Genomic DNA, 18,688 nt, shown 5'->3' with positions numbered 1-18,688 from the left:
ATAAATGTGACTTCAAAAAGGAACCCGAATCTAAATGAGAAATTACTTATTATTGAACATATTTACACAATCCGACGTTTTAAATCCTGGAAGATTTTATAACATATAGACAGAAATGAAGAAATACGAATTGGCGCAGGAAATTTTGGAAGAAATTGAGTCTAAAGGCGACGCGCACATTACCCACAGTATTGATACCCCGATGCGGGATGACGCTTTTGACCTTTCCGAAGATGAAAAACTGGAGATCATAAGCGAAAAGTTTGAAGAAATCATGGAGACCCTGGGGTTGGATTTAACGGATGATAGCTTGAAAGGCACTCCTTACAGGGTAGCTAAAATGTTTGTCAAAGAAATATTTTACGGTCTGGATCCCGCGAATAAACCAAAGATCTCTGTTTTTGACAATAAATACCAATACAACAAATTCATTATTGAGAAAGATATCTCAGTAAAAAGCACCTGTGAACACCATTTTTTACCTATTATAGGGAAAGCACATGTAGCTTATATTTCCAAAGGTAAAGTAATTGGTCTTTCCAAAATCAACCGCATCGTGGATTATTGTGCGAGGAGACCACAGGTACAGGAACGAATGACACGACAAATTCTCGAAGAGTTAAAAGAAGCTTTGAACACCGAAGATGTGATTGTAGTGGTTGACGCCAAACATTTCTGTGTAACTACCAGGGGAATTCAAGATGATAATAGTAGTACTATTACCATGGATTATTCGGGTGCCTTTAATAGTGTTTCTAACCGTAAAGAATTTATGGATGCCCTTAAATAGCTAGGAATCCGGAGTCTGGAGGCCGAAGTTAATAATCGATCGGGAAAAAATAATTTGGAGTGGTGAGCCGTGAGTTTTGGGAAACAAATGATTTCCAAAAATCTACGAGTTGCAAACGATGAGTCACGAGGTGATTAGGGTATGAAAACGAACTGATCATTCTTTACTCGAGACATAAAATTCAACCCATCTACAAAATAATCCTCTGTTACCCAATCTGGACGATTAAATAATATTAATTATTCGGTGCACCTGCATCTACCCAATCTCGGAATAGAGCACGTTGTTCCTGGGTCATCGATCCGGTTTGTGGCATAGTCTGAAATTCCCACACTTGTTCTCGGATTTGCGATGCTTTCAATTGCACCTGTGTATAGGTAGTCAATTCAAAAACCGTTGAACCCGGTCCGTGACATGCCTGATTACTACATTTTGTATCGATCAATGGTCTGATATCCCCGGCATATGATACTTCTTCACCCGTCATTATAGGATCATCCGTACATGCAATTATTACTGTTGCCAGCAAACAAATAAAAAATACAAATTTCTTAGTCATAAAAAAAGGTTATAAGTACGTAATATAAATACAATACGCAGTTATAACCTTTTTGGATTTCCGTTTGGTATGTAAGTTTTATACTTTATTCTAATCCCATTATTTTCCGGTTGAAGCTTTCGTCCGCTTCTACCCCTGCGAAATCATCAAAAGCTTTTTCCGTTACTTTGATGATGTGGTCTGCTATGAAAGGCGCTCCTTCTTTCGCGCCCTGTTCACTGTCCTTGATAGCGCATTCCCATTCGAGAACAGCCCAGCCATCGTAGTTGTACCTTGCCAATTTGGTAAAAATCGACTTGAAATCTACCTGTCCGTCTCCCAGGGACCGGAATCTTCCGGGTCTCTCTACCCAGTCCTGATACCCTCCATATACACCAGACCTGCCTGTAGGGTTGAATTCTGCGTCTTTTACGTGAAACATCCGGATTCGTTCGTGGTAAATATCTATAAAATCCAAATAATCCAGTTGCTGCAGAACAAAATGGGATGGATCGTACAGAATATTTGCTCGTGAATGTCCATCGACAGCCTCTACAAACCGCTCAAATGTAATTCCGTCGTGCAGGTCTTCGCCGGGGTGCAATTCATAGCATACGTCTACGCCCTTGTCATCAAATTCATCGAGGATTGGTTTCCAGCGACTGGCCAATTCACTAAAAGCAGAATCTACGAGCCCCTTGGGTCGCTGCGGCCAGGGATATACCGTTTGCCAGATAAGCGCACCGGAAAAAGTGCCATGAACATCAATTCCCATGTTCCGGCTGGCTGCAGCCGCATATTTAAGCTGCTGAACAGCCCACTCTGTACGTTCTTTGGGCTTACCGTGAACTTCTTCGGGGGCGAACCCGTCAAATAATTCATTATACGCCGGATGAACTGCTACCAATTGTCCCTGTAAATGCGTAGATAACTCTGTTATTTGAATGCCTTCTTCTGCTGCTATGCCTTTGAGTTCATCACAATATGTCTTGCTTGTAGCTGCTTTTTCAAGATCAATAAACTCTGGCACAAAAGTAGGTACCTGAATTCCTTTATAACCCAATGAAGCTGCCCATTTGCAAATAGACCTGAAATCGTTGAATGGCGCTTCTCCCGAAGCAAATTGGGCTAGGAAAATGGCAGGACCTTTTATGTTTTTCATACTGGTAATTATTTAATTTATTGTTAGAAAATAATCTGGAAAATACGGATCAAATCTCTTTAAATGAAACGAAACGAAAACTTTTCCTTTAAAATCTCGATCCGCCTGAAATGGCAAAGTAAATTGATATTCTTCACCCGGTGAAAGCCTGATTGTTTTAAATTCTTGTTTATGCATAATTCTCTCCCCCGATATGTCGTCAATATAAACCGCTGTCAGGTCCAGGGCATTAGCAGACAGTGTGATTTCATCGGGATAAGTGTTTTGAGAAGTGACCAGGAGTTGGGAGTTGTCAGAGTTTAATTCCAGTTTGTTAGCGACCCAATAATGCAATGGATAATCTTCCATCACTTCCAATTTAATATCTTCCCGGGTTATTGAACTTTGGGGTTTAAAATAATTTACAAATAAAACTGTGTCGCCATCCACGGCAATTTCATTTTGGGGCTGAAAGTCAAACTGAGTTTTGTGGTAATTAATATCACTCATGCCAAAAGATAAATTTCCTGTGTAAAACATATACTTTGAAGGCCAGTAATAATTGTTGGAAAACACAACCGGTTTCTCACCTGCCATATCTGCCATAGTTGTCAGGCTTCGTTCATTATTGTGGAATTCCGTTTTAAGATCCAAATTAGACAGCATTAATACAATTCGCAAAGGAACATATAAACACAAAACAAAAATTACTGAACCTTTAACCCACTTTCGATAGATGTCATTGGGAAGGCCGTACTTAATCGTATAATAAGCCATGGGGAATACGATCGGTAGAAACCATTGTGGCTGCGGACGTCCCCGAAAGATCATAATCAGGAAAAAAACCAGGTATCCGAAGAAGACTGATTTCAGTATTCTTTCGTAAGAGGATGAAACCTTGTTTTTAAAGACCAACCAAAATATAAGAGGGTAGACAGGACTAAATGCAAAAAAATTGACAAAATACGTTGTCAAAAACTCCCATTCTATGCTATCTGACCGTTCAATCAAATGGTATTTCAAACTGGGAAACTCATGATTTATTTGCCAAAATGCGTGTGGAAGAAAGGTCAAGATAACGACAAAAAAAGCTATCCAAATGTTCTTGTCTTTTAACAGTCTGGGTAAACCGATGATCGTAAATATAGGAACCAAAATTGTAGTATATTTGCTATAGAACATGCCAGAAATAACTAGTCCTATTAAAATGGCTTTACCCCAGTGGGGGGTTTTCAGATACTTCTCCAGAAGAATAAAATATACAAATACAAAGAAAAGCAATGGGGCATCGGGTGTTGCAATAAAGCCGAAAATATGAAAAAGAGGAATGGAGATAGGAATCGTATAGTACAACCAGTTTTTTTTAAACCAGTTTTTTTCTTCAAGAAAGGTAAAGAGAAAGTACAATGTCAATCCATGAAGAAAAACAGCCATTAATCGCACACCCAATTCACTTTCCAGAAGGGACTTACCGACCCAAATTACCCAGGCAATCATTGGAGGGTGATCAAAATAACCCCACGCCAGATTATTCGACCACATCCAATAATATGCTTCATCGTGCATTAGTTCTGTAAAAAAAGACTGGATAAGATTGATGAGAACAATGCCAGTAACTATACGAGCCTTTTGATCCAAATTGAATGTTTAAAAATTTATAGTAAAAAATAAATGTCTGTACGAATAATTATTTTTTGCGTAAAGAATTACATTTTTTATTTAAATTGAAATATAAGACTATACACTCAGAACTATGCGAACCTTCGTATTGCTCAAGGGTTCTTTGCGTAATTTTCTTGGCTTCCTACGCAAAGAACCCTTGAGATTTCTATTTATACGCAATCTGCAGAGTTGCGCAGAGGATTTCGTTAATTAAGTCAAGCTCTAATTAGTCATCGAAATCCGTCCACTTTTGATCACTCTTTCCCGATTCTACTACTTTATATAAAAATTGCATTCCTCTTACCCCATCAGTTACCGAAGGGAAATCCAAATGCTGTGGATCAGGATCTATTCCTTCAATTTTCGCTTGTATGGTTTTGGCAAAATTGCGGTATAAGTTAGCAAATGCCTCCAGATATCCTTCGGGATGACCGGCTGGGACGCGTGTGTGCGCAGTAGCTCCTTCACTTAATGGTCCTACTCCTGTCCTGTATACCTGCATAGGCTGATCCAACCATTTGACCTGAAGGCTATTAGGCTCCATCTGGTGCCACTCCAATCCGGCTTTTGTGCCATAGACCCTGATAGCAAGGCTGTTTTCTTCCCCTGCAGCTACCTGACTGGCCGTGAGGATCCCGGAAGCACCACCATCAAATTTAAGTAATACAGCCCCGTCGTCATCCAATACTCTTCCATCGACAACCGTATTTAAATCCGCACACATTTTGCTAATTTTTTGCCCGGTAATATATTCGGCCAGGTTTTCTGCATGGGTTCCGATATCCCCCATTGCACCAGCTATACCTGATTTGGAAGGGTCTGTTCTCCACCCTGCCTGCTTGGAATCCGTTTCTTCTACTTTTTCAGTTAACCACCCTTGGGGATATTCTACATATATTTTCCGTATTTCACCCAAGGTACCTTCATTTATCATATCCCGGGCTTGTTTGACCATTGGATAGCCAGTATATGTATGTGTAAGTGCAAAAATCAACCCCGTTTTATTTACAATTTCCTCCAATTCTTTCGCTTCATCCAGAGTACGGGTCATGGGTTTGTCGCAAATTACGTGAAACCCATTTTCCAAAGCCAGTTTAGCGGGTAGAAAGTGGAGGTGGTTGGGAGTAACGATACTGATACAATCCATTCGTTCTCCTTCGGGAAGTTGTTTTTCTTTCTCGATCATATCCTGGAAAGTATCATATACTCTGTCATCGGGTAAATTGAGTTCTTTGCCTGTTTCTTTTGACTTATCCGGGTTGGAACTAAAGGATCCACATACCAATTCTATTTCTCCATCTAAACGCGCAGCTATACGGTGAACATTGCCAATAAATGCACCGGGACCGCCTCCGACCATGCCCATTCTGATTTTTCGACTCATAGTTTACTGTTATTTTATATCTAGTTTGAAAAACCTAAATATAACCAATCTCCCACGAAAGAATAAAATTTGAATGACTATAGCGAAAAGTTTATATATTAGGACCCTTTTCGATTAAAAATATTTGAAATGCAAAACGCTGAGAGGAAGTCTTTGTTCCTATTGAGCTGCCTGGCTTTATTGGTAACTTCATTATCCTTTGGGATCCGGGCAGGGATTCTGACCCCTTTGGGTATGGAATTTGGACTATCTAACGAGCAATTGGCGATGATTGCAGGTACGGCATTTTGGGGCTTTCCGCTGGCTATAATTATTGGTGGATTTCTTGTTGATATTGTGGGGATTAAAAGACTTATGGTGATTGCCGGCTTTTTGCATATACTTGGTATATTATTGACAGTATTATCCCAGGGGTTTTGGACTTTGTTCCTTTCTACCTTGTTAATTGGTGTTGCAAATGGGACTGTGGAAGCTGCGTGCAATCCATTGGTTGCCACGATTTTTCCTGAAAACAAAACCACGAAATTAAATCACTTCCACCTCTGGTTTCCGGGGGGTATTGTTATTGGTTCTTTAATTTCCTTTTTCTTTACACGGTTGGGGTGGGGCTGGCAAATTCAAGTGGGAACAATGTTATTGCCAGCTATTATATACTTGTTTATGACTTTTGGGAAATCATTCCCTGTTACCGAAAGGGTGGCTTCCGGGATTACTTACAATGAGATGTTGAGGTCGCTTTTGAAACCCTTATTTATTTTTATGGTTTTTTGTATGTTGGGAACCGCTATTACTGAATTGTTTACGAATCAATGGATTGAAGTTTTATTAAATAAGGTTACTGATAGTGGATTGATTTTATTAGCCATCACAGCAGGGGTTCAAACCGTAGGACGCGCATTTGCCGGGCCGATGGTCGAGAAATTTTCACCGACTGGAACTTTATTGGTATCGGCGATTTTATCTGCTGCCGGTCTTTTTATTTTATCTCAGGTGAGCGGAGGGTTATTGTTTTTAGGTGCTTTTATATTTGGAATGGGAATCACGTACTTTTGGCCAACAATGTTGGGTTTTGTATCTGAAAACATTCCGGAATCCGGGGCATTAGGAATGAATCTGATAGGAGGTATGGGCATGTTTGCCGTAACCATTTATATGGTTTTTATGGGAGGCTATTACGATCAATTGATATTAAACCAATTACCCGAGGGGGCTGATTTGGTAACCTATCAAATTTCGAAGTCCGGCAGTCCGGAGGCGGAAGCTTTTATAGAAGCTCAAACTGCTGCCGGCCCTGAAATCTTGCGGGTTACGTTGATTATTCCACTAATTTTGATTGTTGCCTTTGCAGGTCTGTTTATTTATATGAGAAAAAAGAGCACTAATTCCCCTACATTTAAAGGGAATCTGGCCTGATAGAAGAAATGTTTGCAATCCGGTTGGTCAATGAAATCGAATTGTATCTTTGTACTTTATTTGGATCCAATTAAAAAAGAAGGTAAATTGAATTCTTACAATGAACAATTACATACCTTTGTGCTTTTCTAAAAAATATGGTATCAATTTTACTTAGTGGATTAGGTTTAAGTATACTACATGCTGTGATTCCCAATCACTGGATTCCACTGGTGACTATTTCAAAGAAAGAAAACTGGGATCTAAGAAAAACACTTCGGATTACATTTTTTGCAGGAGGTGCTCATGTGTTGAGTACGATCGCTATTGGTCTATTCATTAGTCTTTTGAGTTTTCATTTATCAGATAACTTTTCCTCTTATATGTCCTGGATCAGTTCTTTATTGTTGATTGGTTTAGGGATTTTTTTTATTTACAGACATTATCACCATCATCACTTTAATATTGGCACCGACTATAGTGGATTAAGTCAGGCAAAAAAGATACAGGTAATTGTTTTGGCTATGTTTTTTAGCCCCTGTCTGGAAATCGAAGCACTTTACCTTCTGGCAGGACAAGATGGATGGATTTCGGTTGCTCTCCTTTCTATATTGTATACAACAGTTACATTAACTGGAATGCTGGCCTGGGTATATTTAGTATATAAGGGGCTTGAGAAATTAAATCAAAACTGGCATAAGCTAGAGCATTATTCCGGGATAATTTCGGGTATTATATTGATTGCAACTGGTTTGGTTGTCTTGTTTTTGTAGTGATTCTTTAGTATAAAAACCGTAGCAACCAAAGAGGGAACTTTTTCCCAAAACCAGTCTCAATGCCATCGGATGCTACTATATGATTTTTATAATTTTTTACCTGCTGCTGGCCATTCTTTTTACCTCGTACTTCTATATAGAGGTCTTTATTGATTACAAAATCTCCTTTTGCAGGAAGGTTTACTTTTAGCTTTCCGTGTAGTAATTGATTGAGAGCAAAGGTCTCCCGCAAATTACCGGGGTCGGGATTGGTCGTTAACGAATACGCCCAATTGGTATTTTCCAGGTATATTTTATCGGGTTTTTGAAGCGTTGAAATGCTTTTCCCTTTTGTTTTCAATGTGATTAATAGATGACCACTTTCCAATTGAGAAAGGTAGTTATACAAACTTTCCCTGCTTATTTCGAGTTTTCTGGCCAACGAAGAAATATAAGGTTTATAGGGCACTGATTGAGCAATAATCGCTAGAAGCTTTTTTTCTTTTGCGGCTGTTCCTGCGTTATATGACTGAATATATGATAAGTCGGAATCATAATGATTTGGCTTATTTTTGGCAGATAACTATCCTTGCCTTCCAAAATAATTGGTAAATACCCATATTGTAAATAATCCTTAAAAATCGGCAAAGGTTGAAATTGATTGGTAGTATCAAGTGATATCCGACGGTGGGATTGAACAATCTCTTCAAGTGTAATTGGAGAAAATTCGATTGTATTATTGAGTATTATGTATTCTCTAAAGGATAGTCCCGGAAGATAATAACTAATAACCCTTCTGCTTAAATCACTCTCTCCATGATATATGTCCAACGCAGAGGAAGCGGAAAATATAACGCGAAGGTCGAGGTAGCGGTCGTATATGTTTTTCAATTCCCTGGACCATCGCGTGTATGTATGAACTTCATCGATAAAAAGAATTCTTCCTCCGTTTTTTATACCATTCGACAGCAGTATCTAATAAGGTATGATCATAAAACCAGGAATGGTCAGCAGTCAATTATAAGGCATCAGAAGGTGTTCACAAATGAAATTTAAAATACTGAAGCATTAAAGTGGTTTTCCCACTTCCTCTGGGCCTATTTATCCCAATCATTCGAGATCCCCAGTCAATTTCATTATGCAAGAATCTTCGAAATTGATTTTTACCGGTCTCAATAAGGCATCCTTGTATTGTAATAAAGCTTTCATAAAGTTGTCAACTACAAAAGACAAAATATGATAAAAATGTCTTTTTTAATTGACAATTTTCAAATTATGGTGTTCTGATCTCTACTTCATGTTCGACTGGAAAGTTCAGGGAATTGGCTATAAAGCACATATTCCGTGCTTCGTCGTGCAGTGTTTTAGCTAGTTCAATTTGATCTTCACTTTCACGAGCTATTAAAACCCTGGGATATAAATCAATTTTTGTAAATTGTCCATGACCGCCTACTTCTACTTTCATTTCCCCATTGGCATTATCTTCATATTCAAGGACTATAACACCATTTGTAGCGCAAAGGTGCAAGTACCAAAGCATATGGCAGGAAGAAACTGCTGACACAAGAAAATCCTGTGGATTGTGCATAGAATCATTCCCACTAAAAACTGAGTCTGACGATCCCATAATGGTTGGTTTCCCATTGATCTTTACCTCGTAATCGCGATCATAGGCCCTATAATCCATTGTTCCAGAGCCCCTGTTTCCCGTCCATATTACATGGGAGTTGAATTGGTGTGTTTTTGCCATTTTCCTCTATTGTATTTATAATAAAAGTAGTGATTTTCGAAGAAGAAAATGAATTTGAAGCAGAAAAAAGAAAAGCAATAAGAATTCTCCGGTGGGATAGTTTCCGTTTCGTTGAAAGTATAATAATATATTATTTACTATCATGGGGCGAGAAGTCTTTGAGGCATAGCATTGCGAGCGTTCGATTGAGTGGTTCGACAAGCTCATCCGAATCGCTCTCACCGAGGTACTATTCGATTCTCAATGATTCACTGCGCAATTTTTAAGTGCTTTCGTTAAGAACAGTTAAGTCTCCACATAAATGAAGTATCCGCAGGGCCAAGATGAGGAGGGCGCGTTCCCCAGAGAAAGACATTATTAGTTCTAGGGAATCTCTTATATCAGGCATGTAAAACTAACAACTTCTTTACTCAGGTACTCTAAAGTGCAACTCCTTACCTCCTTTTTCAAAATAGTATTCGATATCCGTAATTGTTTGTAGGTCTTCAAGAAAAATTTCGATAGGTTGGTTTTTGTCGAGAATTCCGGCAAATCTTTTGGCTTCAATGGAAGGATTGTCCAGCACTACATCAATTCCGAACCATCGGGGAATCACATTGCAGATTTTCGGAAGGCCGGCATCGTAAAAATAAAATATACCTTTTTGCCAGCCTAATATTTCTTTACTATCGAAAGAGGTATGGGATATTCCCTTCCCTTTGATATACATTAATTCTGTTCCCGGGGTAATATTGGTAATCGATTCTGGTGTTTTTATTTTTACGGCTCCTTCAACCAGGGCCACTTTTTCAGTACCTGGCTCATAAGAATTGATGTTAAACGCAGTACCAAGGACTTCTATATCGCTTTCGGGAAGGTGAACAATAAATGGACGTTTTGAATCTTTCGCTACCTCGAAATAGGCCTCTCCATTGACTTCGACTTCACGAATTGTAGATGAGAACTTGAATGGGAATTTAATTTCAGTTGTTGAATTAAGCCAGACAATTGTACCATCCGCAAGATTAACTCTAAAGTCCATTCCTACCGGCACTGACAAAGTATTTATATTATGCTTATCCGAGCTGTGTCCTGCCAATTCTGTTGCAGAGAATGAAAGGGTTTGATTTTCATTTTCAAGGACAATATCTCCGGATTGGATACTTCCCTCGGAATTTGAAAGATTAATTTCCTGACCGTCGGATAATTGCAGAGAAATGTGATCTGAAGGGGATTCCACAGTTACAATCAATGGTTCTTCTTTAGATGAACGATTCAAAAAGGTATATCCGATGGAAAACAAGACAAGTAAAACTAAGCAAGCAGCTACCCCTCTTGACCAAGAATAGAAACGTATCTGTTTTGCAGTCTTTCCTTTAATTCTCCAGGGAGGAGAGCCTTTATGAGTATTATTTGTCATGGAATCCTTCCCCATTATTGACTGCATTTCCTCCCATTTCTCGTGAATGACAGAATCATTTTCGATCAATTGATCAATATAATCCTCGTCCGAAGCACTAATAACCCCGGCGAGTTTTTCCGTCATCAATTGATATATTCTATCTCTTTGCTTTTTCATATCTAAAATAAATACAGCTTTATCCTTTTGTAGGGTTATATATTTCGAGTTTTATTCAGGGATTCTCTCAGTGATTTCAACGCCTGGGCCATCAATTTTTTTACCGTTTCATGAGCTATCCCTAGTTCAGTGGCAATTTCTTTTCGCGTCTTATCATGCAGATACCCCAGTTCAAACACTTCTTTTTGTCTCTGAGTGAGTTGATTAACAGCGTTATCAAGCCTGCTTTTTAATTCAATATTTTCTAAAGGTTTTTCAGGTAAAATATGGTCTTTGGGAAGCAGTAAGTTTTCATATCGTTTTTTTCGGGTTTTATTCCTGGATATCCGGTTTAGGCAACGGTTCTTTATACAGATAAAGAGGTAGTTTTTTAAAGCATCTGTAGAATTTACAGTTAAGGATTCATACCTGTTGTTTTCCCAAAAATCTATGAAAAACTCCTGTACGGTTTCCTGGGCTTCATTTTCATTTCTGAGAAAAGTATGGGCTGTAATGACCAACCAATAATGGTATTGATGGAATAAATGGTCAAGTGCCTTGTGGCTACCTGATTTTAATTGATTATAAAATTCGGTATCGCTTCCAAAATCCATGAATTTCTTAAATTATCAGGAGTTTTTTATATGAATCCATTCACCTATTCCCAGTAAGGTATCACAAAAGACAGTCAAAACAAATATAAAAGATTATTTTGAACTTAATCATTTCTGGAAAATCACAGGAGGGGATTTTGAATCAGGAACTAATCGTTGTCAATTGTAAATTATTCAGTTTTGGATGATTCAAATAATAGTTATCGGAAATGGGATTAATGCACTCAATTTTTAAAATTTTTTATAAAAAATTAACATTCGTATAACCCGTCGGTATCAAAAGTTGGTATTAAGGGTGTAATCAATATTAGTCAAATCAAAATCAAAATGGGTATGAAAACAAATTTACTAACTTCCCAATCCCGTTTTTTCAGAACTATTATCAAATTACTGGAGTGGAATGTACGTACATTCTTGTTGCTTATCTTTTTCTGTACATCTACTTTTGCCAATGGTACAACTCAAGCCAGGGAGAATATAACTATCTCCCTGAAGAGAGTGCCTTTGAAAACGGTTTTCGATGCAATCGAAGAACAAACAGGGATTGCATTGATGTATGATCTTAGTGTGGTTAATGACCAAGAGATTGTAAGTATAGACATACATAATGCAGATATGAAAGCGGTGTTTGAAGAGTTATTTCGGGAAAAGCCGTTACATTGGAGTAAGAGAGGTAATGTAATACGAATTGTGAGAAAATCGAAACTAAAGGTGGTTCCAAAAATTGGAAATAGATTTGGAAGTATCAAAATTCAGGATTTTTGCAACCAATTTAACATTGTAGATACATTGCGTGGTAACGTTACCGATACCAGAGGAGAACCACTTATTGGGGTAAATATATTGGTAAAAGGAACAGAGAAAGGGATTTCCACTGATTTTGAGGGTAGGTTTACTCTGTTGCAGGTGGTGGATAGTGATATACTGATAGTCTCATATATTGGCTATACAACAAAGGAAATACCTGTCAATGGAATGCGAGATATAGAAATTATACTTAATGAAGATTCTCAGACCCTGGAGGAATTGGTAGTGGTAGGGTATGGAACGCAGAAACAAGAAAATTTGACTGGAGCAGTTTCGCATGTGGGTTCTGAGGTTTTGGAGAGTAGACCCCTAACTACAATAGGAGAAGGACTACAAGGTACGATTTCCAATCTCAATATTTCGCCGAATAGCGGTGCCCCTGGCCAGGGTGCAACTTTTAATATAAGAGGTACTACTTCACTGAGTGGAGGTAGCCCATTGGTGTTGGTAAATGGTGTTGCAATGGACATTAATATGGTAAATCCTCAGGATATTGAAAGTGTTACAGTACTCAAGGATGGTGCTTCCGCTGCAATTTATGGTGCAAGGGCAGCATTTGGGGTGATATTGATAACAACGAAAAGCGGAAGGGTCAGTGATAAGCCCAAAATATCTGTAAATTCAAATTATTCAATAAATGCTCCTGTGACTACTGTAGAATGGTTTAATTCAAAGGAAATTGTAGAATGGATGGATGAGGCCTATTTGAGAACTACAGGAAATCCATATTATGATGAAATTGAAAGAAATGCAATTTTAGCTCATTTTAATGATCCTTCTCAACCAGCATCGATCATTCACCCTAATAATCCGAATGAATGGACCAATGTAGCGAATACTAATTGGAATGATGTATTAATGGAAAACTCATATCCTATGCAACAGCATTCAATTAGTATATCAGGTGGTACGGAGAAGCTAACGTATTATTCATCTTTCTCTTACCTCAATCAAAAGGGGATAATCAATCGAGATTTGTTTGATGAACATTACAATCGGTTTAATTTTCTGACGGACCTGGATTATAAAGTTACAAATTGGCTATCTGTAGGAACTCGGGTTTCTGCCAATCTAAGCAACAAAAGGTTTCCTACTAATGATTCGTGGTTCAGGTCTTCCTTTCCCGAAGGGTATTTACCTTTCCAGCAAAACACATATGCTACAATGGCGCTCAGAGATCCAAATGGCAATTGGTCTCATATAGGTTCGATCCATAATCTGGCTCAGATGTTGGATGAAGGAGGGTATCAAACCAGGAATATTTCTGATTTATGGCTTACAGGATTATTGAAGTTGACACCTTTTGAAGGCATGTCAATAAATATGGATTACTCCTATAATCCCATGAATCAAAGAGAATTGCTGTATTCATCGTTACTTCCATTTTACGATGTAACTGGTAACGTCAACGGATACTATGGGGGGAGTAACCCCAACAGGGTAATCAGACAGAATGGTAATAACCAATATCACGCTTTAAATATATATGCGGATTATGCAAAATCCTTCGGAAATAATCATAATTTCAAATTCCTTTTGGGCTTTAATCAAGAGTATAAAGATTTTCTTTCTGTATATTCAGAAAGGAGGAATTTAATAATAAATGAAATACCATACCTTGATTTAGCTTCTGGAGAAAGATATGCAAGTGACGGAGAAAGCGAATATGCAATACGGGGAGTCTTTAGCCGGATCAACTACAATTATAATAACAAATATTTTTTTGAAATTAATACAAGGTATGATGGAACCTCTAAGTTTCCTCAAGAGGATCGATATGCGATTTTTCCATCTGGATCAATTGGATGGCGTATTGATCAGGAAGAATTTTTTGAAAATTTAACCAGTGAGTTTAATTTGCTAAAAGTTCGGGCTTCATACGGTTCCCTGGGAAACCAGAATGTAGCAGGTTATTATCCTTATATCGGTACTTTAAGCGTTGCAGAGGCAAATTATCTAATCAATGGACAAAAACCTGTGGAGGTCACGATCCCTCAACTAGTAAGTCCTACGTTAACGTGGGAAACGGTTATTCAAAAGAATCTTGGTTTTGATGTATCAGTCCTTGATTACCGACTATCGGGCAGCTTTGATATATATAGAAGAGATACCAAAGATATGCTTACCAAAGGAGTAACACTTCCAGCTGTATTAGGTATAGAGGAGCCCAATGAGAATGCTGCAGATCTAAAGACGACAGGTTGGGATCTGGAAATAGAATGGAATGATGATGTCAATCAATTTAACTATGGCATTGCGATCACGCTTTCGGATTACAAATCCGTTATCACTAAATATGATAATCCGAGAGGCCTAATTTCAGATCATTATATCGGTAAAGATATTGGTGAGATTTGGGGGTTGGTTACAGGGGGGATTTTCCAGGATGATGATGAAGCTTTGGCGTATAATGGTTCTAAAATATCTGCCAGGGATAGACAAGCCGGGGATTTATGGCATGTTGATTTGAATAATGATGGGGAAATTTCTTATGGTAGCAGTACTCTGGATGATCCAGGAGATCGTAAAATTATAGGTAACACCACTCCAAGGTATAGTTTTGGTTTACGTACATTTTTTGATTGGAAGGGATTTGATCTTACTGTGTTTTTTCAGGGAGTTGGTAAAAGGGATCGATGGATGAATACCAGATATTATTTGACTACCTACACGGGAGAATGGACTCCAAGGCCCAGGATAATGTTGGATTATTGGTCTTCTGAAAACAGGGATGCTTTATATCCCAGGCCGATCAGAACAAATACACAGGATATCACGGCAACCCAAACCAGATTTTTACAGAATGCCGCATATATTAGGTTGAAACAGTTGACTTTCGGATATACAATTCCGTCGAAATTTACTCAAAAAATAAGTGTGGAACAATTCAGGATACATTTTTCGGGAAGTAACCTATGGACCGGCACTAAAACGGTTGAAATTGCTGATCCTGAATTGGCCGGGCCTATTTCATATCCATTGTACAAAGCGTATTCTCTGGGTGCAAATATTCAATTTTAAATACAGACAAATTTAAAATCAATGAGCAATAAATATATAACATTAATCCTTGCGTTCGTTATTATATCCGCCTGTAATGATGAATTTCTAGAACGATTACCCCTGGATAAGATTAGCGATTCAAACTATTGGAAAACGGCATCAGATATTGAACTTTTTGCAAACCAATTTTACACCAAACTCTATGACTTTCGTCTGGCCTGGTATCGAGACGACAATTTTGGAGATAATCAAGTTCCCAATACACCTAATTCCTATACCTGGGGGAACTATACTGTTCCCACTTCCGGAGGTGGTTGGGGTAAATCCGATTGGTTGGATATCCGAAGTTGCAACTACGCATTGGTACGCATTTCTGAAATGGAAAAAACCCCTGACATTTTGGTTGGGGAAGGTGAAATAAGATTTTTTAAGTCATTTTTTTATTTTCAAAAACTAAAAAGGTATGGAGATGTTCCCTGGTACAATACTGATTTGAGTACAGACTCGGAAGAGCTTTACAAGGGTAGAGATTCCCGGGATGTTGTTGTCGATAATATGGTTAGTGACCTGGATTTTGCCATCAATCATTTACCAGAGACCTCGGGGGCGGATCGACTGACCAAATACGCAGCATTGGCGCTGAAATCAGATGTATTACTTTATGAAGGAACATTTCGGAAATATCATGATGTTGTTGGTGGATATGAGGATTTATTGAGATCTGCATCTGAAGCTTGTGAAGAAATAATCAATTCCGGATTATTTTCGATTTATTCAACCCAGAATCCGACGCAGGATTACTTTGATCTTTTTGTACAATATGAATTAAAAGGCAATCCCGAAGGTATTATGGTCCAGAGGTATCTAACTGATTTACGTATGCACAATAATACTCGTCAGTCAGGAGAAGCATATACGGGGTATTCAAAAGATTTTATTAATTCATACCTCTGTAAAGACGGACTTCCTATCGCACTGAGCCCTATGTACAATGGGGATGCTGAATGGGCAGATGAAATCGCAAATAGAGATCCGCGGTTGAAACAATCTATCTATACTTCAGATCGGCCATATCGGATTTATGATGATGGGTCTGTAGCGATAAAAGAATTACCCGAATTTATTAATTATTGCCCGACCAGTTACTGGATTACAAAGGCTTATTCTCCCTATGAGAGGGACCGATTGCCAAGTTCAGCGATTACTGATGATTTTATTTTTCGATATGCCAAGGTATTGCTCAACTATGCGGAAGCTAAAGCGGAGTTAGGAGAATGTACACAAGACATCCTGGATATTACCATTAATCAATTGAGAGATAGGGTCAGTATGCCTCATCTTAATTCTGAGGTAGGGTTTGATGATCCTAATTGGCCGGATTGGGAAATAGCTGTAGAACCACTTATGAATGAAATTCGAAGGGAACGCCGAATAGAATTATGTGCTGAAGGAATCAGATGGGATGATATTGTTAGATGGAAGGCAGGAAAATTACTTGAAAACGAAATGACAATACTTGGTGCGAGAGACCCGAGTACAGGAGAATATAAAGATGTATACCCAAGTCTGGAAACCCGAGTATGGGAAGATAAAATGTATTTATATCCTATTCCGAGACAAGAGTTGACGCTTAATGAAAACCTTGTTCAGAATCCCGGTTGGGAATAGGTGTTTTCAAACATATTAGATCAGAAACGGCTTTTTATAAAATATGTATTATTTTCCATGTGTAGATTCAGGCCTTTCAAAACCTAATTATAAAAGAATAAAATAAAGCATATTATGATAAATTATAGTGTCGGTACATTAATGTTTAGCCTGCTATTACTATTGACAGGAGAAGCTTTTGCTCAAGAAGGATCTTCTGATTTTCAGGCCGGGTTTGCAGAAATGGATATCACTCCGGATATAGGAATGGAAAAGCCTGGAAATTATGGTAAAAGTTACAATACCTATTTTAATGATAGGTGCAAAGTTCGGGCATCAGTATTTGATGATGGGGAGAAAAGAGTAGCGATTGTGGGTGTAGATCTTTTATTCATTACCAGGGCAGTGGTGCTGGAGGCGCGTTCCAGAATACAGGATCTCTGCGGTATTGAACCTGAAGCAATAATGATTGGAGCCTCGCACTCCCATTCTTCTGGCCCAATAGCAATGTCGGAACCGGGCGATTTTGATAATGTATCACCACTTGTTCAGGATCTTGTTACTAACAAATCAATCACAGCGGATCCGGGTTATATCCAACACCTGACACACCAGATTGTGCAAGCTGTGGTAAGGGCAGATGCTACTAAAACCATGGCAAAATTGGCAGTAGGTGTTGGACATGAGGATAAAGTTTCATTTAACCGACGATTGCGGATGAAGAATGGTTTGACGTATTCACACCCTGGCGTCGGAAATCCGGATATTATAGATTACGCCGGACCAATAGATCCAGATGTAGGGACCGTAGGTGTATGGGATTTGGACGGGCGTTTGCTCGGTACCATTGTTAATTTTTCCTGTCACGCTACCACCAACCCCGGAGGTATATCGGCGAATTGGATCTGGACAATGGAAAGAACTATTCGAAGGGCTACTGGCAATGCGGCTTTACCGGTGGTATTCCTGCAGGGAGCCTGTGGAGATATTACCCAGGTAGATAACCTTGCAAAACATGCCAAACCTGATTCAAGGGAATGGTGTGAAATTGTAGGAGGAAGAGTAGGAGCAGAAGCCTATAAAACCTTATTGCTCGTGCGTCGTGGAGCTGCAAGTGATATTACATTGGATTTTGAATCAAAAGTATGGAACATCGATAGAAGAGTACCTTCTTCGGAGCATGTGCAAAAAGCATTAGACCTGGTAAAAAAAGACCCAGAGGAAGTAGGTGCTACGGAATGGGTATTTGCTAAAGAGACGGTCGTACTTGATGCACTAATCAAAAACAAAAAACAGTCTGAAGTAGAGGTACAGGTTATTCAATTGGGACCCATTGCATTGGTTTCCAATCCGTCAGAATATTTCGTGGAATATGGACTTGAAATCAAGAAAAGAGTAAATTTCCCATTTACATTTGTAGTTGAACTCGCCAATGGTTGTGTCGGTTACGTTCCGACGAAAGAAGCATTCAGCGAGCATGGTGGAGGATATGAAACCCGCCTTACTTCGTATTCTAATCTGGAAATTTCCGCTGGACAACAATTTGCAGAAGTAGGTATACAACTAGCCAATGAGATGACCCCTGGACCCGTTCCGGAACCTCCATTGGCTCCGGAATTTAATGCTGCCTGGTCTTACGGTAATTTGCCGCCACAGTTGGATTAAGAA

At 38.8% G+C, this 18,688-nt stretch carries 15 protein-coding genes; 6 read left to right on the top strand and 9 right to left on the bottom strand.

Annotated elements, in window-relative coordinates:
• Positions 1 to 115 precede the first annotated feature (115 nt).
• The gene (gene folE / locus LVD47_RS00585) at positions 116 to 790 is read left to right on the top strand and encodes a GTP cyclohydrolase I FolE (protein WP_236973568.1); all 675 of its coding nucleotides are present in this window, start codon (positions 116 to 118) and stop codon (positions 788 to 790) included.
• A gap of 235 nt (positions 791 to 1,025) precedes the next feature.
• Here folE and LVD47_RS00580 read toward each other — a convergent pair whose 3' ends face one another.
• From LVD47_RS00580 to LVD47_RS00565, 4 genes are all read right to left on the bottom strand, one after another.
• Positions 1,026 to 1,349 (bottom strand): hypothetical protein, encoded by a 324-nt coding sequence (locus LVD47_RS00580; RefSeq protein WP_236973567.1) that lies wholly within the window; start codon positions 1,347 to 1,349, stop codon positions 1,026 to 1,028.
• An 85-nt stretch (positions 1,350 to 1,434) separates the two neighbouring features.
• Positions 1,435 to 2,490, bottom strand: coding sequence for a sugar phosphate isomerase/epimerase family protein (locus LVD47_RS00575; protein WP_236973566.1), 1,056 nt, complete (start codon positions 2,488 to 2,490; stop codon positions 1,435 to 1,437).
• Positions 2,491 to 2,502: 12 nt separating this feature from the next.
• Positions 2,503 to 4,107 carry an ArnT family glycosyltransferase gene (locus LVD47_RS00570; protein WP_236973565.1) on the bottom strand — a complete coding sequence of 535 codons (1,605 nt, stop codon included), beginning with the start codon at positions 4,105 to 4,107 and terminating at the stop codon, positions 2,503 to 2,505.
• A gap of 250 nt (positions 4,108 to 4,357) precedes the next feature.
• A complete protein-coding gene (locus tag LVD47_RS00565; RefSeq protein WP_236973564.1) occupies positions 4,358 to 5,515 on the bottom strand; it encodes a Gfo/Idh/MocA family protein in 1,158 nt (385 codons plus the stop codon).
• 129 nt (positions 5,516 to 5,644) lie between these two features.
• On the opposite strand from LVD47_RS00565, the gene LVD47_RS00560 reads away from it, so the two are divergent.
• Positions 5,645 to 6,928: an MFS transporter gene (locus tag LVD47_RS00560; protein WP_236973563.1), complete on the top strand. Its 1,284-nt coding sequence runs from the start codon at positions 5,645 to 5,647 to the stop codon at positions 6,926 to 6,928.
• Between the two features lie 137 nt (positions 6,929 to 7,065).
• Positions 7,066 to 7,680 carry a hypothetical protein gene (locus tag LVD47_RS00555; RefSeq protein WP_236973562.1) on the top strand — a complete coding sequence of 205 codons (615 nt, stop codon included), beginning with the start codon at positions 7,066 to 7,068 and terminating at the stop codon, positions 7,678 to 7,680.
• A 7-nt stretch (positions 7,681 to 7,687) separates the two neighbouring features.
• Here LVD47_RS00555 and LVD47_RS00550 read toward each other — a convergent pair whose 3' ends face one another.
• From LVD47_RS00550 to LVD47_RS00535, 5 genes are all read right to left on the bottom strand, one after another.
• On the bottom strand, positions 7,688 to 8,104 hold the full coding sequence (locus LVD47_RS00550) for a hypothetical protein (RefSeq protein ID WP_236973561.1): 417 nt from the start codon (positions 8,102 to 8,104) through the stop codon (positions 7,688 to 7,690).
• Positions 8,105 to 8,148: 44 nt separating this feature from the next.
• A complete protein-coding gene (locus LVD47_RS23935) occupies positions 8,149 to 8,592 on the bottom strand; it encodes an AAA family ATPase (RefSeq protein WP_369427728.1) in 444 nt (147 codons plus the stop codon).
• Positions 8,593 to 8,935: 343 nt separating this feature from the next.
• Complete coding sequence (locus tag LVD47_RS00545) at positions 8,936 to 9,412, bottom strand: OsmC family protein (protein WP_236973560.1); 477 nt, start codon at positions 9,410 to 9,412, stop codon at positions 8,936 to 8,938.
• 406 nt (positions 9,413 to 9,818) lie between these two features.
• A complete protein-coding gene (locus LVD47_RS00540; protein WP_236973559.1) occupies positions 9,819 to 10,970 on the bottom strand; it encodes a FecR family protein in 1,152 nt (383 codons plus the stop codon).
• A gap of 35 nt (positions 10,971 to 11,005) precedes the next feature.
• Positions 11,006 to 11,563: an RNA polymerase sigma factor gene (locus tag LVD47_RS00535; RefSeq protein WP_236973558.1), complete on the bottom strand. Its 558-nt coding sequence runs from the start codon at positions 11,561 to 11,563 to the stop codon at positions 11,006 to 11,008.
• 333 nt (positions 11,564 to 11,896) lie between these two features.
• Here LVD47_RS00535 and LVD47_RS00530 point away from each other — a divergent pair, with 333 nt between their 5' ends.
• The 3 genes from LVD47_RS00530 (at position 11,897) to LVD47_RS00520 (ending at position 18,685) form a co-directional block, all read left to right on the top strand.
• The gene (locus LVD47_RS00530; protein WP_236973557.1) at positions 11,897 to 15,391 is read left to right on the top strand and encodes a TonB-dependent receptor; all 3,495 of its coding nucleotides are present in this window, start codon (positions 11,897 to 11,899) and stop codon (positions 15,389 to 15,391) included.
• A 21-nt stretch (positions 15,392 to 15,412) separates the two neighbouring features.
• Positions 15,413 to 17,041 carry a RagB/SusD family nutrient uptake outer membrane protein gene (locus LVD47_RS00525; protein WP_236973556.1) on the top strand — a complete coding sequence of 543 codons (1,629 nt, stop codon included), beginning with the start codon at positions 15,413 to 15,415 and terminating at the stop codon, positions 17,039 to 17,041.
• A 114-nt stretch (positions 17,042 to 17,155) separates the two neighbouring features.
• Complete coding sequence (locus tag LVD47_RS00520) at positions 17,156 to 18,685, top strand: hypothetical protein (RefSeq protein ID WP_236973555.1); 1,530 nt, start codon at positions 17,156 to 17,158, stop codon at positions 18,683 to 18,685.
• Positions 18,686 to 18,688: the final 3 nt, after the last annotated feature.

This window comes from Membranihabitans maritimus (assembly GCF_021729145.1).
GTDB lineage: Bacteria > Bacteroidota > Bacteroidia > Chitinophagales > Saprospiraceae > Membranihabitans > Membranihabitans maritimus.
Note: the sequence above shows the minus strand (reverse complement) of the source record. Positions and strands in the feature narration are given on the sequence as shown.